16 protein-coding genes and 1 pseudogene are annotated in these 25,381 nt (G+C 68.0%); 11 read left to right on the forward strand and 6 right to left on the reverse strand.

The window, feature by feature from the left end:
* The first annotated feature begins 363 nt into the window (after positions 1 to 363).
* The 3 genes from ACPTTC_RS00565 to ACPTTC_RS00575 all read left to right on the forward strand — a co-directional run bounded on the left by ACPTTC_RS00565 (position 364) and on the right by ACPTTC_RS00575 (position 8,166).
* Positions 364 to 2,625: a primosomal protein N' gene (locus ACPTTC_RS00565; protein WP_423391265.1), complete on the forward strand. Its 2,262-nt coding sequence runs from the start codon at positions 364 to 366 to the stop codon at positions 2,623 to 2,625.
* 384 nt (positions 2,626 to 3,009) lie between these two features.
* Entirely contained in the window at positions 3,010 to 6,942 is a 3,933-nt protein-coding gene (putA, locus tag ACPTTC_RS00570; RefSeq protein ID WP_423391266.1) for a trifunctional transcriptional regulator/proline dehydrogenase/L-glutamate gamma-semialdehyde dehydrogenase, read from the forward strand.
* 84 nt (positions 6,943 to 7,026) lie between these two features.
* A complete protein-coding gene (locus ACPTTC_RS00575) occupies positions 7,027 to 8,166 on the forward strand; it encodes a branched-chain amino acid ABC transporter substrate-binding protein (protein ID WP_175969831.1) in 1,140 nt (379 codons plus the stop codon).
* A 201-nt stretch (positions 8,167 to 8,367) separates the two neighbouring features.
* Here the strand turns inward: ACPTTC_RS00575 and ACPTTC_RS00580 are convergent, their stop codons facing one another.
* The 3 genes from ACPTTC_RS00580 to ACPTTC_RS00590 form a co-directional block, all read right to left on the reverse strand.
* Positions 8,368 to 8,778 carry a hypothetical protein gene (locus ACPTTC_RS00580; RefSeq protein ID WP_423391267.1) on the reverse strand — a complete coding sequence of 137 codons (411 nt, stop codon included), beginning with the start codon at positions 8,776 to 8,778 and terminating at the stop codon, positions 8,368 to 8,370.
* 379 nt (positions 8,779 to 9,157) lie between these two features.
* Positions 9,158 to 10,669: a class I adenylate-forming enzyme family protein gene (locus ACPTTC_RS00585; protein WP_423391268.1), complete on the reverse strand. Its 1,512-nt coding sequence runs from the start codon at positions 10,667 to 10,669 to the stop codon at positions 9,158 to 9,160.
* Between the two features lie 60 nt (positions 10,670 to 10,729).
* Positions 10,730 to 12,382, reverse strand: a complete 1,653-nt coding sequence (locus tag ACPTTC_RS00590; RefSeq protein ID WP_423391269.1) for an acyl-CoA dehydrogenase family protein — start codon at positions 12,380 to 12,382, stop codon at positions 10,730 to 10,732.
* A 121-nt stretch (positions 12,383 to 12,503) separates the two neighbouring features.
* Between ACPTTC_RS00590 and ACPTTC_RS00595 the strand changes: the two genes are divergently transcribed.
* From ACPTTC_RS00595 to ACPTTC_RS00610, 4 genes and pseudogenes are all read left to right on the forward strand, one after another.
* Positions 12,504 to 13,178, forward strand: coding sequence for a TetR/AcrR family transcriptional regulator (locus ACPTTC_RS00595; protein WP_423391270.1), 675 nt, complete (start codon positions 12,504 to 12,506; stop codon positions 13,176 to 13,178).
* 202 nt (positions 13,179 to 13,380) lie between these two features.
* On the forward strand, positions 13,381 to 14,535 hold the full coding sequence (locus ACPTTC_RS00600; protein WP_423391271.1) for a pyridoxal phosphate-dependent aminotransferase: 1,155 nt from the start codon (positions 13,381 to 13,383) through the stop codon (positions 14,533 to 14,535).
* A 53-nt stretch (positions 14,536 to 14,588) separates the two neighbouring features.
* Positions 14,589 to 15,377, forward strand: a complete 789-nt coding sequence (locus ACPTTC_RS00605) for an ABC transporter substrate-binding protein (RefSeq protein WP_423391272.1) — start codon at positions 14,589 to 14,591, stop codon at positions 15,375 to 15,377.
* A gap of 15 nt (positions 15,378 to 15,392) precedes the next feature.
* Positions 15,393 to 16,823: pseudogene (locus ACPTTC_RS00610) on the forward strand (FAD-binding oxidoreductase).
* Between the two features lie 41 nt (positions 16,824 to 16,864).
* Here the strand turns inward: ACPTTC_RS00610 and ACPTTC_RS00615 are convergent.
* Positions 16,865 to 17,437: a PadR family transcriptional regulator gene (locus ACPTTC_RS00615; protein ID WP_423391273.1), complete on the reverse strand. Its 573-nt coding sequence runs from the start codon at positions 17,435 to 17,437 to the stop codon at positions 16,865 to 16,867.
* Positions 17,438 to 17,505: 68 nt separating this feature from the next.
* Positions 17,506 to 17,937, reverse strand: coding sequence for a Cd(II)/Pb(II)-responsive transcriptional regulator (cadR, locus tag ACPTTC_RS00620; protein ID WP_423391274.1), 432 nt, complete (start codon positions 17,935 to 17,937; stop codon positions 17,506 to 17,508).
* Positions 17,938 to 18,018: 81 nt separating this feature from the next.
* On the opposite strand from cadR, the gene ACPTTC_RS00625 reads away from it, so the two are divergent.
* Positions 18,019 to 20,547 carry a heavy metal translocating P-type ATPase gene (locus tag ACPTTC_RS00625; protein ID WP_423391275.1) on the forward strand — a complete coding sequence of 843 codons (2,529 nt, stop codon included), beginning with the start codon at positions 18,019 to 18,021 and terminating at the stop codon, positions 20,545 to 20,547.
* A gap of 10 nt (positions 20,548 to 20,557) precedes the next feature.
* Positions 20,558 to 20,923: a zinc ribbon domain-containing protein gene (locus ACPTTC_RS00630; RefSeq protein ID WP_423391276.1), complete on the forward strand. Its 366-nt coding sequence runs from the start codon at positions 20,558 to 20,560 to the stop codon at positions 20,921 to 20,923.
* Positions 20,924 to 21,038: 115 nt separating this feature from the next.
* Here ACPTTC_RS00630 and ACPTTC_RS00635 read toward each other — a convergent pair whose 3' ends face one another.
* Positions 21,039 to 21,917, reverse strand: coding sequence for an AraC family transcriptional regulator (locus tag ACPTTC_RS00635; protein WP_423391277.1), 879 nt, complete (start codon positions 21,915 to 21,917; stop codon positions 21,039 to 21,041).
* A gap of 276 nt (positions 21,918 to 22,193) precedes the next feature.
* Between ACPTTC_RS00635 and ACPTTC_RS00640 the strand changes: the two genes are divergently transcribed.
* Positions 22,194 to 23,657, forward strand: coding sequence for a mechanosensitive ion channel (locus tag ACPTTC_RS00640; protein ID WP_423391278.1), 1,464 nt, complete (start codon positions 22,194 to 22,196; stop codon positions 23,655 to 23,657).
* Positions 23,658 to 23,899: 242 nt separating this feature from the next.
* Positions 23,900 to 25,312: an ethanolamine permease gene (gene eat / locus ACPTTC_RS00645; RefSeq protein WP_175969845.1), complete on the forward strand. Its 1,413-nt coding sequence runs from the start codon at positions 23,900 to 23,902 to the stop codon at positions 25,310 to 25,312.
* Positions 25,313 to 25,381: the final 69 nt, after the last annotated feature.

A 25,381-nucleotide genomic window follows, 5' to 3' on the forward strand; every position in this document is an offset into this window, starting at 1 on the left:
GCTTGTCAAGACTTGACTTATACACATTTTCCACGTTGCAGCGCGGTAGAGCCCTGTATCGGTCAATTTGTCTCGCTATGGTTCGGTAATTTGAATAGCAGCCTTATGGAATAAGGCTCAGCGGGGCACCGCAACAAGCGGCGAAAATCCGCGCAAAGCACGGCCCCGCGCGCGTTGCGGCCAGTGAGCGGCGAGTTCTCAACAAAGTTATCCACAGGCTGGGCAGGGTATACGGCGATTCCTAATGCGAATCCAAAACTTAGCGCCGAATCTGAAGTTTTACTTTAAGTTCGCTGCCTCGATGCGAGCGCGGATGTCGGCCGTCCATGCCCATGCGGCGCATGCCGCCGTCGGAGTGCCGTCATGAGCGGCACCTATCTGCGCGTCGCGCTCGACCATCCGCTCGCCACCCTGTTCGATTACCGCTGCGACGTGCAACCGCCGCCCGGGCCGGGCACGCTCGTGCAGGTGCCGTTCGGCAAGCGGCAGGCCGTCGGGCTCGTCTGTGAAGTGACGACTCACACCGAGGTGCCGCCGTCCCGGCTGCGCGCGATCGACGCGATCTGCGCCGACCTGCCGCCGTTGTCGCCGGACTGGCTCGCGCTCGTGTCGTTTGCCGCCGACTACTACCAGCGCGGGCGTGGCGAGGTCGCGTTGCCGGCGCTGCCGCAGGCGCTGCGCGATGCCGGGCGCTGGGGGCGGCTGCTCGCGCCCGAAGTGCGTTACCGGCCGACCGATGCCGGCCGCGCGGCGCTGCCCGATGCGCTGCCCGCCCGCGGGGCCGCGCTGCGGCGGCTCGCGCAGGCGCTGGTCGACACCGGCTCGCTGGCGCTGCCCGATGCGCGCGCGCTTCACCCGAAGGCGGCGGTCACGCTCGACGACTGGGCGACGCGTGGCTGGGTCGACGTCGAGGAGATCGGCTGGGGCGACGCGCCTGTGGCCAAAGCTGTGGATAACCTGTTGGCAGCCGGTGGACGAACTGTGCCGCCGGCGCTCACGGACCAGCAGGCCGAGGCGCTCGACGCGATTCGCGCCGCGCAGGGCTTCGCGCCGTTCCTGCTGCACGGCGTGACGGGCAGCGGCAAGACGGAAGTCTATCTGCATGCGCTCGCGTCGCTGCTCGACGCACGGCCGGATGCGCAGGCGCTCGTGCTCGTTCCCGAAATCAACCTGACGCCGCAATTCGAAGCCGCGTTTCGCGCGCGCTTCGCGGGTGCCCTCGCCGACGACGCGATCGTCACGTTGCACAGCGGGCTCGCCGAGGGCGAGCGTGCGCGCAACTGGCTCGCCGCGCATACGGGGCGCGCGCGGATCGTGCTCGGCACGCGCCTCGCGGTGCTCGCGTCGATGCCGACGCTCGCGCTGATCGTCGTCGACGAGGAGCACGAGCCCGCGTACAAGCAGCAGGAAGGGTTGCGCTATTCGGCGCGCGACCTCGCCGTGTGGCGCGCAAAGCAGCTCGGCATCACGGTCGTGCTCGGCTCGGCGACGCCGTCGCTCGAAAGCTGGTGGCAGGCCGAGCAGGGCCGCTACACGCGGCTCACGCTGTCGCGCCGCGCGGTAGCCGACGCGACGCTGCCGACCGTGCGGCTGATCGACCTCGAAGAGGAGCGGCGGCGCGGGCGCGCGTCGCTGGGCGGGCTGTCGGGGCCGCTCGTCGCGGCGCTGAAGGCGAGGCTCGAGCGCGGCGAGCAGAGCCTCGTGTTCCTGAACCGGCGCGGCTACGCCCCGCAGCTCGTGTGCGATGCCTGCGGCTGGGTGGCCGGCTGCCCGCGCTGCAGCGCGTACGTCGTGCTGCACAAGCCCGAGCACGCGCTGCGCTGCCATCACTGCGGCTGGGAAGCGCGCATTCCGCGATCGTGCCCCGAGTGCGGCAACGTCGACATCGCGCCGCTCGGGCGCGGCACGCAACGCATCGAGGAGGCGCTCGCCGAGGCCGTGCCGGGTGCGCGCGTGCTGCGGATCGACGCGGACAGCACACGCCGCAAGGGCAGCGCGCAGGCGCTCTTTTCCGATGTGCACGCGGGCGAGGTCGATATCCTCGTCGGCACGCAGATGATCGCGAAGGGGCACGACTTTCAGCGCGTGTCGCTCGTCGGTGTGCTCAATGCCGACACCGCGCTGTTCTCTCACGACTTCCGCGCGAGCGAACGGCTGTTCGCGCAGCTGATGCAGGTGAGCGGCCGCGCGGGGCGCGCCGGGCTGCCGGGCGAGGTGCTCGTGCAGACGCGTTACCCGCGTCACGCGCTGTACCACGCGCTCGGGCGGCAGGATTACGTCGGCTTCGCGAATTCGACGCTCGGCGAGCGTCGCGACGCGCACCTGCCGCCGTTCGTCTACCAGGCGCTGTTGCGCGCCGAAGGGCGAACGCTCGACGCGGCGCTCGCGTTCCTGCTGCAGGCCGCGGCCGCGTTGCCGGGGCTGCCGGGCGCCGATCGCGTGACCGTCTACGACGCGGTGCCGATGACGATCGTCAAGGTTGCGAACGTCCACCGTGCGCAGTTACTGCTCGAAAGCGCGTCGCGGGCGGCGCTGCAGCATGCGCTGCGCTCATGGCAGCCGGAGCTGCGCGCGCTGAAGGGCGTGCTGCGGTGGAGCGTCGAGGTCGATCCGCTGGATATCTGAGCGGCGCGCCGTGCGCTCGTCTGGCTGCATGCCGCCGCATTGAAGCCGGGCCCGTCGGGGCCGGGCGCCCCCAAGCCGTCTCTTGCCGCACGGCTGCGCCTCGGCGCCACACCCGCCGTCACACCCAGTGCAACCCATTTTCGTCCGCCGCCTCGCGCGGGGAAGGTTGCGCACGCATGTCAAACCGGCCCGCTCAGGGAAAACACCGATCCTCCGACCACGGGCAACCCCTAGGTTGCAACCACATAAGTGTATGATTATATTGAGTAACCCAAGGGTGCAACCTGCCTCGCAATTTGGTTGCACCTTTTTATTGCGTGCCGTAGGATTTCGCGCATCCTCTCACACCCTATTGCCGGGCTCGCACCGGCGCACGAACCCACCATGGCAAGCACGACTCTCGGCGTCAAAGTCGACGACCTTCTCCGCTCGCGCCTCAAGGACGCCGCCGCGCGCCTCGAGCGCACTCCCCATTGGTTGATCAAGCAGGCGATCTTCGCGTACCTCGAGCGGATCGAGCACGGCCAGTTGCCGCCCGAGTTGTCGGGCCACAGTGGCGTCACGGAGCTCGCCGACGGCCAGGCCGCGGACGGCGACGACGACAACTCGCCGCATCCGTTCCTCGAGTTCGCGCAGAACGTGCAGCCGCAATCGGTGCTGCGCGCGGCGATCACGGCGGCGTACCGCCGCCCCGAGCCGGAATGCGTGCCGTTCCTGCTCGGCCAGGCGCGCCTGCCCGCGAACCTGCAGGCGGACGTGCAGGCGCTCGCGACGAAGCTCGTCGAGGCGCTGCGCGAAAAGAGCTCGGGCGGCGGCGTCGAGGGGCTGATCCACGAGTTCTCGCTGTCGAGCCAGGAAGGCGTGGCGCTGATGTGCCTCGCCGAAGCGCTGCTGCGCATTCCCGATCGCGCGACGCGCGACGCGCTGATCCGCGACAAGATCAGCAAGGGCGACTGGCGCTCGCACGTCGGCCACGCGCCGTCGCTGTTCGTGAACGCGGCGACCTGGGGGCTGATGATCACCGGCAAGCTCGTGACGACCAACAGCGAAGCCGGGCTGTCGTCGGCGCTGACGCGCCTGATCGGCCGGGGTGGCGAGCCGCTGATCCGCAAGGGCGTCGACATGGCGATGCGCCTGATGGGCGAGCAGTTCGTCACCGGCGAGACGATCTCCGAAGCGCTGGCGAACAGCCGCAAGTACGAAGCGCGCGGCTTCCGCTACTCGTACGACATGCTCGGCGAAGCGGCGACGACCGAAGAGGACGCGCAGCGCTACTACGCGTCGTACGAACAGGCGATCCACGCGATCGGCAAGGCAGCCGGGGGCCGCGGCATCTACGAAGGCCCGGGCATCTCGATCAAGCTGTCGGCGCTGCATGCGCGCTACTCGCGTTCGCAGCAGGACCGCACGATGAGCGAGCTGCTGCCGCGCGTGCGCGCCCTCGCGCTGCTCGCACGCCGCTATGACATCGGCCTGAACATCGACGCCGAAGAGGCCGACCGGCTCGAGCTGTCGCTCGACCTGCTCGAGGCGCTGTGCTTCGATCCGGATCTCGCGGGCTGGAACGGCATCGGCTTCGTCGTGCAGGGCTACCAGAAGCGCTGCCCGTTCGTGATCGATTACCTGATCGATCTCGCGCGCCGCAGCCGTCACCGCCTGATGATCCGCCTTGTGAAGGGCGCATACTGGGATTCCGAGATCAAGCGTGCGCAGGTCGATGGCCTCGAAGGCTATCCGGTCTACACGCGCAAGATCTACACCGACGTGTCGTACCTCGCGTGCGCGAAGAAGCTGCTCGCGGCGCCGGACGCCGTCTACCCGCAGTTCGCGACGCACAACGCCTACACGCTGGCCGCGATCTACCAGCTCGCGGGCCAGAACTACTACCCGGGCCAGTACGAATTCCAGTGCCTGCACGGGATGGGCGAGCCGCTGTACGAGGAAGTCACCGGCCGCGACAAGCTGAACCGTCCGTGCCGCGTGTACGCGCCGGTCGGCACGCACGAGACGCTGCTCGCGTACCTGGTGCGCCGCCTGCTCGAGAACGGCGCGAACACGTCGTTCGTGAACCGCATCGCGGATAAAACCGTGTCGGTAAAGGAGCTGGTTGCCGATCCGGTCGACGAAGCGTCGAAGGTCGTGCCGCTCGGCGCGCCGCACGCGAAGATCCCGCTGCCGCGCAACTTGTACGGCGACGAGCGTCCCAACTCGATGGGCCTCGACCTGTCGAACGAACACCGTCTCGCGTCGCTGTCGTCCGCACTGCTCGCGAGCGCGCATTTCCCGTGGCGCGCGGCGCCGATGCTTGCCGACGACACGCTCGCCGATGCGCCGGCCCGCGACGTGCGCAACCCGGCCGACCAGCGCGACCTGGTCGGCACGGTCAGCGAAGCGACGGCCGAACACGTGAGCGCGGCACTTGCGCACGCGGTGGCCGCCGCGCCGATCTGGCAGGCGACGCCGGTCGATGCGCGTGCCGATTGCCTGGTGCGCGCGGCCGACCTGCTCGAAGCGCAGATGCACACGCTGATGGGCCTGATCGTGCGCGAAGCCGGCAAATCGCTGCCGAACGCGATCGCCGAGATCCGCGAGGCGGTCGACTTCCTGCGCTACTACGCGGCACAGATCCGCGGCGAATTCTCGAACGACACGCACCGTCCGCTGGGCCCCGTGGTCTGTATCAGCCCGTGGAACTTCCCGCTCGCGATCTTCATGGGCCAGGTCGCCGCGGCACTCGCCGCCGGCAACACGGTGCTCGCGAAGCCGGCCGAACAGACGCCGCTGATCGCCGCCCAGGCCGTGCGCCTGCTGCGCGAGGCCGGCGTGCCGGCCGGCGCGGTGCAGCTGCTGCCGGGTACCGGCGAGACCGTCGGTGCGGCGCTGGTCGCCGATCCGCGTACGCGTGCGGTGATGTTCACCGGCTCGACCGAAGTCGCGCGCCTGATCAACAAGACGCTCGCCGCGCGCCTCGACCCGGACGGCAAGCCGATCCCGCTGATCGCCGAAACGGGCGGCCAGAACGCGATGATCGTCGACTCGTCGGCGCTCGCGGAGCAGGTCGTCGCGGACGTGCTGCAGTCGTCGTTCGACTCGGCCGGTCAACGGTGTTCGGCGCTGCGCGTTCTGTGTCTGCAGGACGACGTCGCGGATCGTACGCTGACGATGCTCAAGGGCGCGATGCACGAGCTGGCGCTCGGCAATCCCGACCGCCTGTCGACCGACGTCGGCCCGGTGATCGACGCCGAAGCGAAGCAGACGATCGACACGCACGTCGCGGCGATGAAGGACAAGGGGCACGCCGTCACGCAGCTGCCGGCGCCCGAGGCCTGTGCGCACGGCACGTTCGTGCCGCCGACTTTGATCGAGATCGGCAGCATCGACGAGCTCAAGCGCGAGGTGTTCGGCCCCGTGCTGCACGTGGTGCGTTACCGCCGCAGCCAGCTCGACAAGCTGCTGGAGCAGATCCGCGCGACCGGCTACGGCCTGACGCTCGGCATCCACACACGGATCGACGAGACGATCGCGCACGTGATTTCGAATGCGCATGTCGGCAACATCTACGTGAACCGCAACGTGATCGGCGCGGTGGTCGGCGTCCAGCCGTTCGGCGGCGAAGGGCTGTCGGGCACGGGCCCGAAGGCCGGCGGCGCGCTGTACCTGCAGCGCCTGCTCGCGACGCGTCCGTCGGGCCTGCCGCGTTCGCTCGCGCAGATGCTGATCGCGGACGGCGCGGTGGAAGGCGACGCGCGCGGCAACCCGGCGGCGGCGCTCACGACGCTGCGCGACTGGCTGATCGAGCAGCGCGAGCCGGCGCTGGCCGCGCGTTGCGACGGCTATCTGGCCCAGGTGCCGGCCGGTGCGACCGCGGTGCTGACCGGTCCGACAGGCGAGCGAAACACGTATACACTCGGCCCGCGCGGCACGGTGCTGTGTGTCGCGGCGACGCCGGGCGGTGCGCGCGCGCAGTTCGCGGCAGTGCTCGCAACCGGCAACCGCGCGCTGTTCGCGGGCGCGGCCGGCGAGGCGCTGGTCGCCGCGCTGCCGGCGTCGCTGAAGGCTCACGCGACCGTGCGCAAGCAGGCCGACGCGCCGTTCGACGCGGTGCTGTTCGAAGGCGACAGCGACGAACTGCAGACGCTCGTGAAGGACGTCGCGCAGCGGCCGGGCCCGATCGTGTCGGTGCAGGGCGTGTCGGCGGGCGCGTTCGAGAACGGCGATGCGGAAGATTACGCGCTGGAACGGCTGCTGACGGAGCGCTCGGTGAGCGTGAACACGGCCGCGGCGGGCGGCAATGCGAATTTGATGACGATCGGCTGATCATCCTTGCCGTTCGGATCAAACAAAAGAAGCGGCAAGGCGATCCCGAAGCCGCTTCATTTACCCTGGTACCAAGGAGATGCTATGCAACACACGATGAAAAAGCTGGCAGGCGCGACGTTTGTCGCAGTCATGTCGCTGGCGGGGACGGCCCATGCGGATGACGTGAAGATCGGTTACGCAGGGCCGATGACGGGCGCGCAGGCGCACTACGGCAAGGATATGCAGAACGGGATCGTGCTCGCGATCGAGGATTTCAACGCGACGAACCCGAAGATCGGCGGCAAGCCGGTGAAGTTCGCACTCGACACGCAAGACGACCAGGCTGACCCGCGCACCGGCACGACGGTTGCGCAGAAGCTCGTCGACGACGGCATCAAGGGCATGCTCGGCCACTTCAACTCGGGCACGACGATCCCGGCTTCGCGCATCTACGCGAACGCGGGCATTCCGCAGATCGCGATGGCGACCGCACCGGAATACACGCAGCAGGGCTACAAGACGACCTTCCGCATGATGACGTCCGACACGCAGCAGGGCTCGGTGGCCGGCACGTTCGCGTCGAAGGATCTCGGCATGAAGAAGATCGCGATCGTCGACGACCGCACGGCCTACGGCCAGGGTCTCGCCGACCAGTTCGAGAAGGCCGCGAAGGCCGGCGGCGCGTCGATCGTCGACCGTGAATTCACGAACGACAAGGCTGTCGACTTCAAGGCAATCCTGACCAAGCTGAAGGCTGCGAAGCCGGATCTCGTCTACTACGGCGGCGCGGATTCGCAGGCGGCGCCGATGGTCAAGCAGATGAAGACGCTCGGCATCACCGCTCCGCTGATGAGCGGCGAAATGGTGAAGACGCCGACGTTCCTGAAGATCGCGGGCAACGCGGCCGACGGCACGATCGCTTCGCTGGCAGGTCTCCCGCTGGAAGAAATGCCGGGCGGCAAGACGTACGCGGACAAGTACAAGAAGCGCTTCGGCGAAGACGTGCAGACGTACTCGCCGTATGCGTACGACGGTGCGATGGCGCTGTTCAACGCGATGAAGAAGGCCGATTCGACCGATCCGGCGAAGTACCTGCCGCTGCTCGCGAAGACCGACATGGCCGGTGTGACGTCGACGCACGTCGCGTATGACGCGAAGGGCGACCTGAAGAACGGCGGCATCACGATGTACAAGGTCGAGAAGGGCGAGTGGAAGCCGCTGAAGAGCATCGGCGGCAAGTAAGCAGGGCATGACGTGCGGGCGGCGGCGTCTGTCGCTGCCCTGCCGATCATGCGAAAAAGCCACCGGGCCGTCGGGCTCCGGTGGCTTTTTCTTTGGTGGTACACGGCCGGCACGTCATATGGATTTTGCAGGCGATGGTGCAGCAGGCTTGCCACATGTGTACATCAACGCCGCATCGCCGTGACTGGCGGCGGTATGACGTTACTTGCCATCACAGCACTTGTTAGGGCAATCGGGCAGGAAGGAAATTTCCACACGCCGCCCATTGTCCACGTCGCCATGCGAGTAGACGCGGGCGCTCGTCTTGATGGTCCCGCGTAAAAAACCTAGTTGCTCCAACAGCGCATACGCGGTTTGCATTCTTGATTGCGCAAGGGCCAGTGCGCTCCGTTCACTTTCCTCGGCATGGCCACTAATCAGTGTTGTTTCTTTGGTGAAGTGATTGGCGTAATAGACTTTTTGGTCAGCGGCCCATTTTGCAATGCGGGCGATTTCGGAATTCGATATGTGCGAGCTATCTATCGAGAAGTAGATGTCAAAATTCTCGCTGGCGATGCATGCAAATGCCGGATTGGCGGTGAGAAGGCTTAGGCTGAGAATTAACTTAAGCATTGTAAATTACGTATCCCGCAACACTGTCAGCATTGTTTATTGCTTGATTCGGATGGCATCCCATTTTCAATAAATGGAATGGCTATCTGGAGACACTATTCCAGATAAGAAACGTCGATCAATCGGACGAATATGATTCAGTACCGCTAACTTCTATTACTAGTTCAATTCCGCGTATTGCATCGGCCGCGCGTTCGGGAATGCATGGGTCAGCTTATGGGGCCGTGCGATTTCCTGGAGGGCGTTCGCATTCGCTACGTGGCAGTCCGAGGGAGACGCGGACAGGGAATGGTGCAGTATCCCGCTTTGATGAAAGATTGGGGGCACGAGGGGAATATGAGTACGCGAGTTGCAAGTGCGTTGGCGCAAACGTGGGTACTCAGTCCCTGCGACGCCCGCGCAGCAGGAACTTCTGCAGCTTGCCCGTCGGCGTGCGAGGCAGCGCCTGCGCGAACGTGAATTCGCGCGGGATCTTGTACGCGGCCAGCCGCTCGCCGCAGAACGCGCGCAGCGCGTCCGCATCGGGCACGGCGCCCGTGCGCAGCACCACGTGCGCCACGACGGTTTCGCCCCAGTCCGGATGAGGCGCGCCGACGACGGCTGCCTCGGCGATGTCCGGGTGCGCGCCGAGCACGTCCTCCACTTCCTTCGAATAGACGTTCTCGCCGCCCGTCACGATCATGTCCTTCAGCCGGTCGACGATGAACAGGTAGCCATCCTGATCGATCCGCGCGATGTCGCCGGTGCGATACCAGCCGTCCGGCGCGAACGCGGCGCGCGTCGCGGCTGCATCGTCGAGATAGCCGAGCATCATGCTGTCGGTCTTCAGCCAGATCTCGCCGGTCTCGCCCGGCTGCGCGTCGATCCCGTCCATCCGCACGACGCGCAGGTCGACGCCCGGGCCGCCCTGGCGGCCGATCGAACCGGCCTTCGCGATCTGCTCGTCCGGATACAGCGTCGTGCCGGCCGGGCCCGCTTCCGTCATGCCGTACACCTGGAAGAACGCGTCGCTGCGATACGCACGCGCGAGACGTTCGGCCTGCGCAGGGCCGATCGGGCCGCCGCCATACAGCCAGGCGCGCACGCTCGACAGGTCGAACGCCGCGAAGCCGTCGACCGTTTCGAGCGGCAGCAGGTAGGACACCGGCGCGCCGAAATACAGCGTCACGCGCTCGCGCTCGACGGCCTGCAGGAAGCGCAGCGGATGGTATTCGCGCAGCAGCACGACGGTGCCGCCCGCGACCAGCGTGCCGCCGAACCAGTTGTTGAGCGGCGACGCATGCCAGATCGGCATCGCCATCAGCGTGCGCTCGTGGCGGTCGATGCCGGTCGCGAGGGCCGCCTGCATCGCCGCGAGCGTCACGGTGCGGTGGCTGTGTACGCAGCCTTTCGGGTGGCCGGTCGTGCCGGACGTGTAGAGGATCTGCGCGATGTCGCCGTCGGCCGGCTCGATGCCCGCGAGGCCGTCCATCGTCGCGCACAGCGTGTCGAAGCACGGCACGCCGTCGAGCTCGCCTTCAGTCACCAGCCGTCGCGCGGGATGCACGATGCGTTCGGCCACCGGTGCGAGCGCCACGTCGAACAGCAGCACCTTGCTGCGGCTGTGTTCGAGCACGTAATCGACTTCCGGCGCCTGCAGCTTGTGGTTGATCGGCACGAGCGTCGCGCCGAGCCGCCACGCGCCGAACATCAGGTCGACGAAGGCCGGCGTGTTGAAGCACATCGCGGCGACGCGGTCGCCGGCCGCGACCCCCAGCGCGCTCAGCACGGCTGCCGCGCGGTGCGAGCGCTCGCGCGCGGCAGCATAGGTGATCGTCGCGGATTCGCTGACGAGGAACGGCTTGTCGGGCGTCGCACGGGCGGCGCGGTCAAGGGCGGCGACGAGGTTCATCGGGGCTCCGGGCGGGCGATCGAAGGCGAACGGGGTCGTACTGAGTGATCCGAAATGACATCAGGCCGGATACGCGCGCTGCAGCAGCGCGTCGACGTCGATCGCGTGCGGATCGAAGCCGCCCGCGATGCGGCCCCAGTCGGGCGCGGCGAGCCGCGTCGCGACGAACGCGTCGGCGACGGCCGCCGGTGCATCGCGGCGCAGCAGGCACGCCTGTGCGACCACCGCGAGCCGCTGCGCGAACACGCGGCCCGATGCCTCGAGCGTGTCGGCCGGCGCCGCGAGCATCGCGCGCAGCACATCGAGCGCCGCGCGGATGCGCGGTTCGCCCGCGCCGAGGTCGGCGAGTTCGGCGAACAGCGCGGCGGCCGCGTCGGGCTCGCGCGATATCGCGCGCAGCACGTCGAGGCACATCACGTTGCCCGAACCTTCCCAGATCGAGTTGACGGGCGCCTCGCGGAACAGCCGCGCGATCGGGCCGTCGTCGACGTAGCCGTTGCCGCCGAACACTTCCATCACCTCGCCGGTCAGCTCGACCGCGCGCTTGCATACCCAGAATTTCGCGGCGGGCGTGACGATGCGCTTCCAGGCGCGTTCGCGCGGCGAGTCGTCGCGCTCGAACGCGTCGGCGAGACGCATCGAGAGGGACAGCGCCGCTTCGCTTTCGAGCGCGAGATCGGCCAGCACGGTGCGCATCAGCGGCTGCTCGGCAAGTACGCGGCCGAACGCATGACGCTGGCGTGTGTACGCGATCGCCTGCACGACGCCCTGGCGCAGCATCGCCGCGCTGCCGAGCACGCAGTTCAGCCGCGTGTAGGTGGCCATCTCGATGATGGTCGGAATGCCGCGGCCTTCGTCGCCGAGCATGATGCCCCACGCGTCGTTCAGCTCGACTTCGCTGCTCGAATTGCTGCGGTTGCCGACCTTGTCCTTCAGCCGCTGGATCTCGACCGTGTTCTTCGTGCCGTCCGGCCGCCAGCGTGGCACGTAGAAGCACGACGGGCCGCCGGCTTCGGTGCGCGCGACGACGAGGTGCGCGTCGCACATCGGCGCGGAGAAGAACCACTTGTGGCCGCGCAGCAGGTATTCGCCGCCGCGCCCGCCCGCGCCGACGGCGGTCGCGAGCGTCGTGTTCGCGCGCACGTCCGAGCCGCCCTGTTTCTCGGTCATCCCCATGCCGAACCAGATCGAGCGCTTGTCGGCGACCGGCACGTCGCGCGGATCGTAGTCGTCGCTGTAGAGCTTGTCGCGCAGCAGCGCCCACAGCGCGGGCTCCTTCTGCAGCACCGGGATCGCGGCCTGCGTCATCGTCGCCGGACACAGCGTGCCGGCCTCGATCTGGCCGTGCAGGTAGAAGCCGGCTGCGGTCGCGGCCCAGCGGCCGCGGCGCGACTCGCGGAATGCGAGCGACACGAAGCCTTCGTGGCGGTATTGGCCGAGCAGGGCGTGCCAGGCCGGGTGGAAGTCGACGCGGTCGATACGCCGGCCGCGCCGGTCGAAGGTGTTCAGCTCCGGCGTGTGGCGGTTCGCTTCGTCGGCGAGCCGTGCGGTGTCGGCGCTGCCGAGCCGCGCGCCGTACGCGTCGAGCTGCGGTACGGCCCAGTCGGCGCCCGCGCGGGTGAGCGCGTCGCGCAGCGCGATGTCCGTCGCGAAGAGGTTATAGTCGACCAGTTCGTCGAACTGGTTCGTGACGGCGTGAGTCGATTCGGTCATCGAGGTTGTCTCCGGTCTCATGCTTCGCGGGCGGCCGGCGCCATGCCGCACGGATGGCGCTTCGGCGCCGGTTCCGGTCCCCGGTAAAACGCATGCCCTGCTGATTTTCAGAGTAGCAAATATGCCGCCGCGACATGTTCAGGTTCCGGCGCCGCCCGGGCAGCCGGCGGCGCAACCCGCGCCCGCATTGCGCCGCCGGCCGCGCCAGTCGCGCGCGCAGGCGAGTTCCGACGCGCTGCAGCAGGCGTTCGTTCAGCTTTTGCTCGAACGCGGCTACGCGAAGGCGACGATCCGCGAAATCGCGGCTGTCGCGGGCGTCAGCATCGGCACCTTCTACGAGTATTTCGGCGACAAGCAGAGCCTCGCGGCGCTCTGCATCCACCGGCACGTGCAGGCGTTGGCCGACCGGCTGCGCGACGCCGTGGCGCGGCTGCGCGGCGCGCCACGGGCCGAAATCGCTGCCGCGCTCGTCGACCTGCAGGTCGATGCGATCGGCGCCGACACGGCGCTGTGGGGCGTGCTCTTCGCGCTGGAGCGGCAGGTGTCGCCGCTCACCGCCTACCGCCGGCATTACGACGCGTACGTCGCGCTGTGGCGCGACGCGCTCGCGCACGCGCACGCGGCCGATCCGCCGCCGGCCGCACGGCTCGACGGGCTCGCGCGGATGGCGCACGCGATCTGCTACGGCGGTCTCTCGCAGGCGCTGCTGACGCTCGGGCCCGCGTTCGACATCGCCGCGCTGCGCGACGAACTGCGGGCCGTGCTGCTCGCCTACCTGGCCGCGGCCGGCCGGTAGCATTCCCGAGGGGAAATGCCTGATTCGCATGTCGCTCTGGCGGCCTAGCCTTGCCGCTGCGCGCACCGCTTTGCGAGCCATGAGAAAAATGCATGGCAGCCATGACGAACTTTCGATTGTCCGCCGATATTGGCTCGGGCTAAATCTTGCGGCAGATGCAGGCCGTGCGCGGCTTGCCCGAAGGACATCAGAAGGAGGAGTCATGCGAAGCGCGACCGCGCCCCGTTCGAAACTGCCCGACGTCGGGACGACGATCTTCACGGTGATCGGCCAACTGGCGGCTCGGCACGATGCGTTGAACCTGTCGCAGGGCGCGCCGAATTTCGCGCCCGATCCGGCGCTCGTCGAAGGCGTTGCGCGCGCGATGCGCGACGGGCACAACCAGTACGCGCCGATGGCCGGCGTCACGGCGCTGCGCGAGCGGCTCGCCGAGAAGACCGAGGCGCTGTACGGCACGCGCTATGACCCGGCCACGGAAATCACGGTGATCGCCAGCGCGAGCGAAGGGCTCTACGCGGCGATCAGCGCGCTCGTGCACCCGGGCGACGAGGTGATCTACTTCGAGCCGTCGTTCGACAGCTATGCGCCGATCGTGCGGCTGCAGGGTGCGACGCCGGTGGCGATCAAGCTGTCGCCGGAGCATTTCCGCGTGAACTGGGACGAAGTCGCCGCGGCGATCAACCCGCGCACGCGGATGATCATCGTCAACACGCCGCACAACCCGACCGCGACCGTGTTTTCGGCCGACGATCTCGAACGGCTCGCGCAGCTCACGCGCGATACCGGCATCGTGATCCTGTCCGACGAGGTTTACGAGCACGTCGTGTTCGACGGCGCGCAGCACCAGAGCATGGCGCGCCATCGCGAGCTGGCCGAGCGCAGCGTGATCGTGTCGTCGTTCGGCAAGTCGTTCCACGTGACGGGCTGGCGGGTCGGTTATTGCCTCGCGCCGGCCGAGCTGATGGACGAGATCCGCAAGGTGCACCAGTTCATGGTGTTCGCGGCCGACACGCCGATGCAGGTCGCGTTCGCGGAGATCCTCGCACGCCCGGACAGCTATCTGGGCCTGTCGGCGTTCTACCAGGCCAAGCGCGATCTGCTCGCGCGCGAGCTGGCCGATTCGCGTTTCGAGCTGCTGCCGAGCGAAGGCTCGTTCTTCATGCTGGCGCGCTTCCGGCACTTCTCGGACGAGCGCGACAGCGATTTCGTGCTGCGCCTGATTCGCGATGCGCGCGTCGCGACGATTCCGCTGTCGGCGTTCTACACCGATGGCACCGACGCCGGCGTGATCCGGCTCAGTTTTTCGAAGGACGACGCGACGCTGGTCGAAGGCGCGCGGCGGCTGCGTTCGCTGTAACCGTACGGAAACCGGCGACGAGGACGTCGCATCGACCAGACCAGGAGATCACGATGAAGCACACGGCCACCCTGAAACTCGCATTCGCACTTGCGTGCGCAATCGGCTCCGGCGCGGCGCTCGCCGACGCGCAGACGCTGCGCTTCGGCCTCGAGGCGCAATACCCGCCGTTCGAATCGAAAGCGCCGAACGGCGACCTGCAGGGTTTCGACATCGACGTCGGCAATGCCGTCTGCCAGACGGCGAAGCTGTCGTGCAAATGGGTCGAGACGTCGTTCGACGGCCTGATTCCCGCGCTGAAGGGCCGCAAGTTCGACGCGATCAATTCGGCTATGAACGCGACCGAGCAGCGGCGCCAGGCGATCGACTTCACGACGATCATCTATCGCGTGCCGACCCAGCTGATCGCGCGCACCGGCAGCGGCCTGCTGCCGACGCCGGAATCGCTGAAGGGCAAGCGCGTCGGCGTGCTGCAGGCGTCGATCCAGGAAACCTTCGCGAAGGCGCACTGGGAACCGGCCGGCGTCGCGGTGGTCGCGTACCAGGACCAGAACCAGGCGTATGCGGACCTCGTGGCGGGCCGCCTCGACGCGACGCTCGTGCTCGCACCGTCCGGCCAGCGCGGTTTCCTGTCGCGCCTGGACGGCAAGGGCTTCTCGTTCGTCGGCCAGCCGGTGCACGACGACAAGATCCTCGGCAGCGGCATCGCATTCGGGCTGCGCAAGGGCGACGATTCGCTGAAGGCGAAGCTCGATGCGGCGATCGACAAGCTGAAGGCGGACGGCACGGTGAAGTCGCTGGGCCTGAAGTATTTCGGCGATATCGACATCTCGACGAAGTAAGCGGGGCCGCGCGCGATGCCGAATCCGAACCCGGCCGCCGTGGGCGGCGAACAGGACGGCGCGCCGCTGTCCGACGATGCGCTCGATGCCATGCTCGTCGCCGAACTGGGCGACGCGCTCGTCACGCGTTCGGCCGACATCGATCCGCGTTACTTCACCGCGTACAACGAGCCGGCCGGCGTGCGGCCGCGCGCGCTGGTGCGCCCGCGCAGCGTCGACGACGTGTCGCGCACGCTCGCGCTGTGCACGCGTCTCGGCCAGCCGGTCGTGCCGCAGGGCGGGCTGACCGGGCTCGCGCGCGGCGCGGTCGCGCTCGGCGGCGAGGTCGTGCTGTCGATGGAGCGTTTCGCGGGCATCGAGGCGCTCGACGCGGCGGCCGGCACGATCACCGTGCGCGCCGGGACGCCGCTGCAGACGGTGCAGGAAGCCGCGGAGGCGGCGGGTTTCACGTTCGGCGTCGATCTTGGCGCACGCGGCTCATGCCAGCTCGGCGGCATGCTCGCGACCAACGCGGGCGGCACGCGCGCGATCCGCTACGGGATGATGCGCGAGCAGGTGCTCGGGCTCGAGGCCGTGCTCGCGGACGGCACGGTCGTGTCGTCGATGAACCGGATGCTGAAGAACAACGCGGGCTACGACCTGAAGCAGCTGTTCATCGGCAGCGAGGGGACGCTCGCTGTCGTCACGCGCGCGGTGCTGCGGCTGCATCCGTTGCTCGCCGCGCCGGCCACGGCGCTCTGCCGCGTGCGCGACTACGACGCGGTGGTCGCGTTGTGGAACCGCGTGCGCACGCTGCCGGAGGTCGTCAGCTTCGAGGCGATGTGACCGGCGTTCTACGACTACGTCGCGCGTCGTACGCCGGGTGTATCGGCACCGTTTGTCGGCGACGCCGGCTTCGCGATCCTGATCGAATGTGCGACGAGCGCACCGGGCGGCGACGCGAACCAGGCGCTGGAAACCGGTCTCGCGGCGGGGTTCGACGCAGGGCTCGTGGAGGATGCGGTGATCGCGACGTCGGAGCGGCAGGCGCGCGACTTGTGGACGTTGCGCGAAGGTCTCGCGATCGATGCGCTGCCGCATCTCGTCAACTTCGACGTGAGTCTGCCGACGGGCGAACTCGGCGCGTTCGCCGCGCGCTGCGAGGCGGCGCTGCGCTCGCGCTGGCCGGACGTCACGTGCCTGTTCTTCGGCCATGTCGGCGACGGCAACGTGCATATCGGCGTGTCGCTCGCCGGGATGACCGACGTGGACCTCGATGCGCTGGATCGCTGCGTGTACGCGGTGGTGCGCGACATGGGCGGCTCGGTGTCGGCCGAGCACGGGATCGGCGTGCTCAAGCGTCCCTATCTCGCGCATACGCGCAGCGACGCGGAAATCGGATTGATGCGACGCCTGAAGGCCGCGCTGGATCCGCTCGGCATTCTGAATCCCGGCAAGGTGCTTTGATCGCGGCGATGCCCGTTGCCGGCAGGGGCCGGCGCGACGCGTCAGCCGTCCACCCAGCGCAGCGCGCCGATCTTCAGGTGTTCGACGACGCTGCGCGCCCATTCGAGTTCGGCATTGAGCAGCACGAGCGCGTGCTCGTTTTGCAGCAGGAACAGGCGCGGCACCTGATCGGCTTGCGCGGTGGCGCGCAGCGTTTCGAGGCGCTCGCGCTCGGCGTCGAGCCGGGCGATCCGAAGCTCGAGCTGGTGGCGAGCATCTTCGGCGTCGAGTAGCGGCAGGAACGCGAGGCCGGCGCCGAACGCCGGAAATTCACGTGCGGGCTCGGCGAGCAGCGCATGCAGCCACGCCTGCCCGGCCGTGTGCCCTGCCTCGGTCAGCGCATACAGCGTGCGCTCCGGAAACGCGCCGTCGCGCTCGGTGTCGTGCACGACGATCATCCCGTCGCGCAGCAGCCGGTCGATCGTCTGATAGAGGCTCGTGCGCTGGCGCACGTTGACGACTTCGTCGTACCCGCGCGCTTTCAGTTGCTGCAGCATCCCGTATGGATGCATCGGCGTTTCGGTCAGCGTCGCGAGGACGGCCAGCGCGAGCGGGGACGGACGACTAGTGGACATGAATAGTTATTTGATGTCTAGTGTGAATATAACTATTTTCAACCAGACTATCATATTTCACAAGGGTTTCAGCCGAGGTGCGAGCGTTTCGCGGCCGGGGCGACGGTTTCCATCGTCGCGAGACCGTGCACGATGCCGCAATCCTCGACCGAATGCTCGCCGACGCACTGGCGGCGCAATTCGATGAGCTGGTTGCGCAGGTGCGTGAGTTCCGCGAGGCGCGCGTCGACGTGCCCGATGTGGTCGTCGAGCAGCGAATTGATCGAATCGCACGGATCGGCAGGCATGTCGGTGAGCTGCAGCAGCGCGCGGATTTCGTCGTGCGCCATGTCGAGCGCGCGGCAGTTGCGAATGAAGCGCAGCCGTTCGACATGCGCGTCGGTGTAGTTGCGGTAGTTCGAGTCGGTGCGCTCCGCATCTGGCATCAGCCCCTCTTTCTCGTAGAAACGGATCGTCTCGGGTGTGCAGCGGGCCGCTTTGGCCAGTTCGCCAATCTTCATGCCTTTCTCCCGTGTAAGGGTTGACCTTGTAGTGGCTTCAGGGTGTTAACTCTACACCGTCAAGCCATAAAGGAGGTTGTCATGACCGACGCCCAGCGTACCCACGACCCACGACATCGTCATGCCGACGACGCCGATACGTGCTGCGCCGACCCGCGCGACACGCAGCTGGCGACCGTTGCCGACGCGGTGCCGGCGGCCGGCGAGCACGCGCACGGCAAGGCTGCCTCGCGCGGCCACGACCACGATCACGGCCATGCACACGACGAACCGCATGTGCAGGGTGCATCGTGCTCGCACGGGCATGCCGAGCATGGCGATGCTGGCCACGATCACGATCATGCGCACGACGACAAGCGTGTGCATGGCGACGCGCGCTCGCACGACCACGACCACGCGGCCGGCGACTGCTGCGCGCCTGCCGCGCTGACGCTCGCGCCGCTGCCGGTTGCGCAGGCGACCGCGTCGGGCCACGTGCGCTCCGCGTTCCGGATCATGCAGATGGACTGTCCGACCGAGGAAACGCTGATCCGCAAGAAGCTCGGCGGGATGAGCGAAGTGTCGGCGCTCGAATTCAACCTGATGCAGCGGATGCTGACCGTCGAGCACGTGCCGGGCGCGCAGCCGGCGATCGAAAGCGCAATCCGCACGCTCGGGATGACGCCCGAGGCGGCAACGGCCGGCGCACCGGCGCAGCGCGTCGCTGACGCACCCGCGAAGCCGTGGTGGCCGCTGGCGCTGGCCGGCGTCGCCGCGATCGCGTCCGAAGGCGCGACCTGGGCCGGCCTGCCCGTGTGGCTGTCGGCGGCGCTCGCGCTCGCGGCGGTGCTCGCGTGCGGGCTCACCACGTACAAGAAGGGCTGGATCGCGATCCGCAACGGCAACCTGAACATCAACGCGCTGATGAGCATCGCGGTGACGGGGGCGATGGCGATCGGCCAGTGGCCGGAAGCCGCGATGGTGATGGTGCTGTTCACGATCGCCGAGCTGATCGAAGCGAAGTCGCTCGACCGGGCGCGCAATGCGATCCAGGGCCTGATGCGGCTCGCGCCGGACACCGCGACCGTGCGGGACGCCGACGGGTCGTGGCGCACGATCGAGGCCGCGCGGGTGGCGCTCGGCGCGGTCGTGCGCGTGAAACCGGGCGAGCGGATCGGGCTGGACGGCGAAGTCGTCGCGGGCCGCTCGACGGTGAACCAGGCGCCGATCACCGGCGAGAGCCTGCCCGTCGAAAAGACGACCGGCGACGCCGTGTACGCGGGCACGATCAACGAATCGGGTTCGTTCGAATATCGCGTGACGGCCGTCGCGGCCAATTCGACGCTCGCGCGGATCATCCATGCGGTCGAGGAAGCCCAGGGCGCGAAGGCGCCGACGCAGCGCTTCGTCGACCAGTTCGCACGCGTCTACACGCCGATCGTGTTCGCGGTCGCGCTGCTGGTCGCGGTGGTGCCGCCGCTCGTCATGGGCGGTGCGTGGCACGACTGGATCTACCGCGCGCTGGTGCTGCTCGTGATCGCGTGCCCGTGCGCACTGGTGATCTCGACGCCGGTGACGATCGTGTCGGGGCTCGCGGCCGCGGCGCGGCGCGGGATTCTCGTGAAGGGCGGCGTGTACCTGGAAGAAGGGCGCAAGCTCGCGTGGCTCGCACTCGACAAGACCGGCACGATCACGCACGGCAAGCCGGTGCAGACCGACTTCGACCTGCATGCGGACGACGCTGATGCGGCACGTGTCCGGCATCTCGGCGCGAGCCTCGCGGCGCGCTCCGATCACCCGGTGTCGCAGGCGATCGCAACCGCTGCCCGCGACGCCGGCGCGAACGCCTTCGCCGATGTGCAGGACTTCGAAGCGATCGTCGGGCGTGGCGTGCGCGGCACGATCGACGGCACGCGCTACTGGCTCGGCAACCACCGGCTCGTCGAGGAACTCGAGCGCTGCTCGACGGCCCTCGAGGCGAAGCTCGATGCGCTCGAGCGGCAGGGCAAGAGCGTCGTGGTGCTGGTCGACGAAGCGCGCGTGCTCGGCATCTTCGCAGTGGCCGACACGATCAAGGACACGAGCCGCGAAGCGATCGCCGATCTGCATGCGCTCGGCATCCGTACCGCGATGCTGACCGGCGACAACCCGCATACCGCGCAGGCGATCGCGCAGCAGGCCGGCATCGACGACGCGCGCGGCAACCAGTTGCCGGAAGACAAGCTCGCGGCGGTCGAGGAACTGTCGGCGAATGGCGCGGGCGCGGTCGGGATGGTCGGCGACGGGATCAACGACGCGCCGGCGCTCGCACGCGCCGACATCGGTTTCGCGATGGGCGCGATGGGCACCGACACGGCGATCGAGACGGCCGACGTCGCGTTGATGGACGACGACCTGCGCAAGATCCCCGCGTTCGTGCGGCTGTCGCGTGCGACGCATCGTGTACTGGTGCAGAACATCGGCTTCGCGCTCGGCGTGAAGATCGTGTTCCTCGGCCTCACGGTCGCGGGGCTCGGCACGATGTGGATGGCGGTCTTCGCCGACGCGGGTGCAAGCCTGATCGTCGTGGCCAACGGTTTGCGGCTGCTGTCGTCCTCCGGGGCGTTCGGCGGCGCGCAGGCCAAGCGTTGAGGAGCACGCGATGAGCTTTCTGAAACGAATCCTGGGCGGCCACGGCGGTGGCCATGGCGGGGGGCACGGCAACAGCGGAAGCGGAGGCGGGCATCACGGCGGGCAGCGCCGGGACGGGCATGGCGGCCACGATGCGCGCGGCCGCGATCGTTACGGTTGGGGCTGGCAGGCGCCGGACGACGGGCACGGTGGCCAGGGCGGTAACGCGCCGCTGAGCCAGCTTGCGTGCGCGGGCTGCGGCGCGCTCAATGCGGCGGATGCGCGTTTCTGTGCGCAGTGCGGCGCGTCGCAGCGCGCCAAGGCTTGCAGCCGCTGCCACGCGGCGCTGGCTGCCGACGCGCGTTTCTGCCCGGGCTGCGGGACGCAGGCCGGATAACGCGCGATCTCCGGCGTGATTGCCCGCATCGGAACCGTCGCCGAGAGTATGGTGCCTGCAACGGGCGTCGTCCTGGAACAGCGCGCCGGCTCGCCCCGGCACCCCGGCCCTTCGATCAGCGCAGCGGCAGGTAGATCTCGGTGCGCAGGTCGGTCGGCGCCGCATCCATCGGCGTATTGAGGTACAGCTCGAACGGCGGCGCGTCGGCGGCTTCGCGGCCCGAGTGACGCAGCCAGTCGCCGTAGAGCCACTGGTAGGCCGTCTTCAGGTCCGCATACGGCCCCGTATGCAACAGCACCGCATATTCGCCGCCCGCCACGGTCACGCGCTCCACCGGCGGCGCGGGTTCGATGTCCGGCGCGCTGTCGGTCGGCATGAAGCACGCCTTCGCGCGCAACTGCGCTTCGGGCGTCGTGTCCGGATCGTCGTAATAAATGCCGATCATCTTCGCGCCGGGGCCGATCAACCCGTGCTGCCCGACCCACGCGCCGATCTGCATGAACGCTTCGCTGACCTTCAAGTACGAACCGGTGTGCGCCACGGCATAGCCGTGTAATTCCGGCACCTGCCGGATGTCGACTTCAGGCTTGAACATGTCTGCTGCTCCTCGCTGTAACGGATAGATGGGCCGGTGGCTGCCCGTGCGCCGGTGCGGCACGGGCGGCACCCCGTATGCGTCGCGAAACGCCCGCGTGAACGCGTGCGTCGAACCGTAGCCCGCGCGCCGTGCGATCTCGTCGAGCGGCCGCGCGGTGCAGACGAGATCCTCGGACGCGCGCACGATCCGCATCCGCCGCACCGTCAGCACGATCGACTCGCCATACAGCGCGCGATACACGCGCTGCCAGTGATACGGCGACAGGCACGCGACTTCGGCAAGCCGGTTCAGGTCGAGCGGGCCGTCGAGGTGCGCGCGAATGTACTCGTGGACGCGCGCCACGCTGGCCGCATAACGGAGCCAGGCGGGCTGGTCGGGTTTCGTTTCGACGGTCATCGGCGTGTCCGGGCGGGAACCGACGTCACGGTAGCACGGGCCAGATTGATAAATCTTGCGGAAGTGCGTAGAAGCCGGCGAATCGGGCCCCTTTTTATTGCGACGAAATGGGGTCTTGCCCCCCTGCGATCTATGACTAAAGTTAAAGACGGTGAAATCGGGTGATCGCGTCATTTTTCTCGGGTAAGTTGCTCCATCGGGGCAGCGCGTTTTCGAAAGTACGCAGGTAGTTCGTCGATGTTCAATCGCAACACCACGTTTTCGGGAGAAGAAGAAATGGATGCTTCCAGCTTCATCACGTCGCTGCAGACCACGCTAGGGGGGTATCTGCCAAAGATCGCCGGCGCGATTGGCATCCTGGTGATCGGCTGGCTGATCGCCGTCGTGGTGCGGGCCGGCGCGATGCGCCTGCTCGGCGCGCTGAAGGTCGATCAGCGGATCAACGAAAGCACCGGCCAGGGCGCCTGCGTCGAGCGCATCATCGCAGGCGGCCTGTTCTGGCTCGTGCTGCTCGTCACCGCGGTGGGCATCTTCAACGTGCTCAACCTGTACGCGGTCTCCAACCCGTTCTCGCTGCTCGTCACGCACATCGTCAACTACCTGCCGAACCTGATCGGCGGCGGGGCGCTGACGTTGATCGCGTGGCTCATCGCGTCGATGCTGCGCAGCCTCGCGAACCGCACGCTGAAGGCGAGCAAGATCGACGACAAGCTGTCCGAAGGCGCGGGCATGCGGCCGATGAGCGGCTATCTCGGCGACGTGCTGTTCTGGCTCGTGATCCTGATGTTCCTGCCGGCTATCCTCGCGTCGTTCGCGCTGTCGGGGCTGTTGTCGCCGGTGCAGGGGATGGTCGACAAGCTGCTCGCGATCGTGCCGAACCTGTTCGCGGCCGCGGTGATCGGCCTGGTCGGCTGGATCGTCGCGCGGGTGCTGCGCGGCCTCGTGACGAACCTGCTCGTCGCCGCGGGCGCCGACCGCCTCACGCAGCGTCTCGACAGCCCGACGCCGGTGCGCGTGTCGAGCCTGATCGGCACGATCGTCTACGTGTTCGTGTTCGTACCGACGCTGATCTCCGCGCTCGACGCGCTGAAGATCGACGCGATCTCGGTGCCGGCCACCAACATGCTGAACCAGTTCCTCGGCGCGGTGCCGGACATCGTCGCGGCGATCGTGATCGTGCTCGTGACGTTCTACTTCGCGCGCTTCGTCGCGTCGCTCGCGCAGAAGCTGCTGGAAGCCGCGGGCGCCGACGGGCTGCCGGCCGTGCTCGGCGTCGAGCGCGTGTTCTCGGGGATCCTGCAGCCGTCGGTGCTGGTGGCGCGGCTGATCGTGTTCTTCGCGATGCTGTTCGCGTCGGTCGAAGCGGCGAACCGGCTCGGGTTCTCGCAGGTGCGCGACGTCGTCACGCTGTTCATCGAATTCGGTGGCCACGTGCTGATGGGCGGCGTGATCCTCGTGATCGGCGTGTGGCTCGCGGGCCTCGCGCGCCGCGTGATCGAGCAGGCCGACCGCGAGCACAGCGTGCTGTTCGCGCGCATCGCGCAATTCGCGATCCTCGGCCTCGTGTTCGCGATGGGGCTGCGTGCGATGGGCATCGCGAACGAGATCGTCCAGCTTGCGTTCGGCCTCGTGCTCGGCGCGATCGCGGTGGCGGTGGCGCTGTCGTTCGGCCTCGGCGGGCGCGAAGCGGCCGGCAAGCTGCTCGATCGCTGGTTCAACCAGCGCGGCGGCGGGCAGTAAGCCTGCCGCGTGCCCGTCCGGCCGCTTCGCGCGGCCGGCGGTGGTGATCCGCAGGGGGCGGTCGGGCGTGCGCGCCCGGCACGTCGACGCGCGTCGCATGGCCGGCCGAGCCGGCATTTCCGTCAGCGAAATGTCAGCCGCGATCTTTGCCGAATTTCGATAACACGTCGTTTAATGACTCTCTAGCATCGATTCTCAGTCGCGCAGGCCGCCAGGCCCGGCGCCTTTGAGGAGAGAGTCCGATGAAAGCAGAGTCGAATGGCCGGCCCGCCGCCGGCGCCAAGTCGTCCGGCCAGCCCGCGCTGCAGCAGACGCTCGGGACCTGGCAACTGTGGGGCATCGCGGTCGGCCTCGTGATTTCCGGCGAATACTTCGGCTGGAGCTACGGCTGGGCGAGCGCCGGCACGCTGGGCTTCGTCGTCACCGCGCTGTTCGTCGCGGCGATGTACACGACCTTCATCTTCAGCTTCACCGAGCTGACGACGTCGATTCCGCACGCGGGCGGCCCGTTCGCGTATGCGCGCCGCGCATTCGGCCCGACCGGCGGTTATCTTGCCGGCGCCGCGACGCTCGTCGAGTTCGTGTTCGCGCCGCCCGCGATCGCGCTCGCGATCGGCGCGTACCTGCACGTGCAGTTCCCGGGGCTCGAGCCGAAGCATGCGGCGATGGGCGCGTATCTCGTGTTCATGGCGCTGAACATCGTCGGCGTGCAGATCGCCGCGACCTTCGAGCTGGTCGTCACGCTGCTCGCCATTTTCGAGTTGCTGGTGTTCATGGGCGTCGTGTCGCCGGGCTTCGCGTGGAGCAACTTCATGAAGGGCGGCTGGTCGGGCGCCGATCATTTCAGCGTGGGCGCGTTCCACGGGATGTTCGCGGCGATCCCGTTCGCGATCTGGTTCTTCCTCGCGATCGAAGGCGTCGCGATGGCGGCCGAGGAGGCGAAGAACCCGAAGCGCTCGATTCCGATCGCGTATGTCGCCGGGATCCTGACCCTCGTTGCACTCGCGATCGGCGTGATGGTGTTCGCCGGCGGCGCGGGCGACTGGACCAAGCTCGCGAACATCAACGACCCGTTGCCGCAGGCGATGAAGTACATCGTCGGCGCGAACAGCGGCTGGATGCACATGCTCGTGTGGCTCGGGCTGTTCGGGCTCGTCGCGTCGTTCCACGGGATCATCCTCGGCTATTCGCGCCAGATCTTCGCGCTGGCCCGCGAAGGCTACCTGCCTGAGTGGCTCGGGAAGGTGCATCCGCGTTTCAAGACCCCGCATCGCGCGATCCTCGCGGGCGGCGTGGTCGGCATCGCGGCGATCTACAGCGACGAGCTGATCCAGTTCGGCGGCCAGACGCTGACCGCGAACATCGTGACGATGTCGGTGTTCGGTGCGATCGTGATGTATATCGTGAGCATGGCGTCGCTGTTCAAGCTGCGCCGCTCGCAGCCGAACATGGCGCGGCCGTTCCGCGCGCCGCTGTACCCGATCTTCCCGGCATTCGCGATCCTTGCGGCGCTCGTCTGTCTCGGTACGATGGTGGTCTTCAACGGGCTGGTCGCGCTGGTGTTCGTCGGCTTCCTCGCGGTGGGCTACGCGTACTTCCTCGCGACGAGGTCGCAGCGTGCGAGTGCGCCGGGCGACGTGCTGCTGGAGGAATGAGCATGGCGAAGGTGAACGGCCGTTCCTGACGGCATCCGGCGCGCCCCGTCAAACGGGCGCGCCGTCGGC

The organism is Burkholderia mycopellens (assembly GCF_964265025.1).
Taxonomy (GTDB): Bacteria; Pseudomonadota; Gammaproteobacteria; order Burkholderiales; family Burkholderiaceae; genus Burkholderia.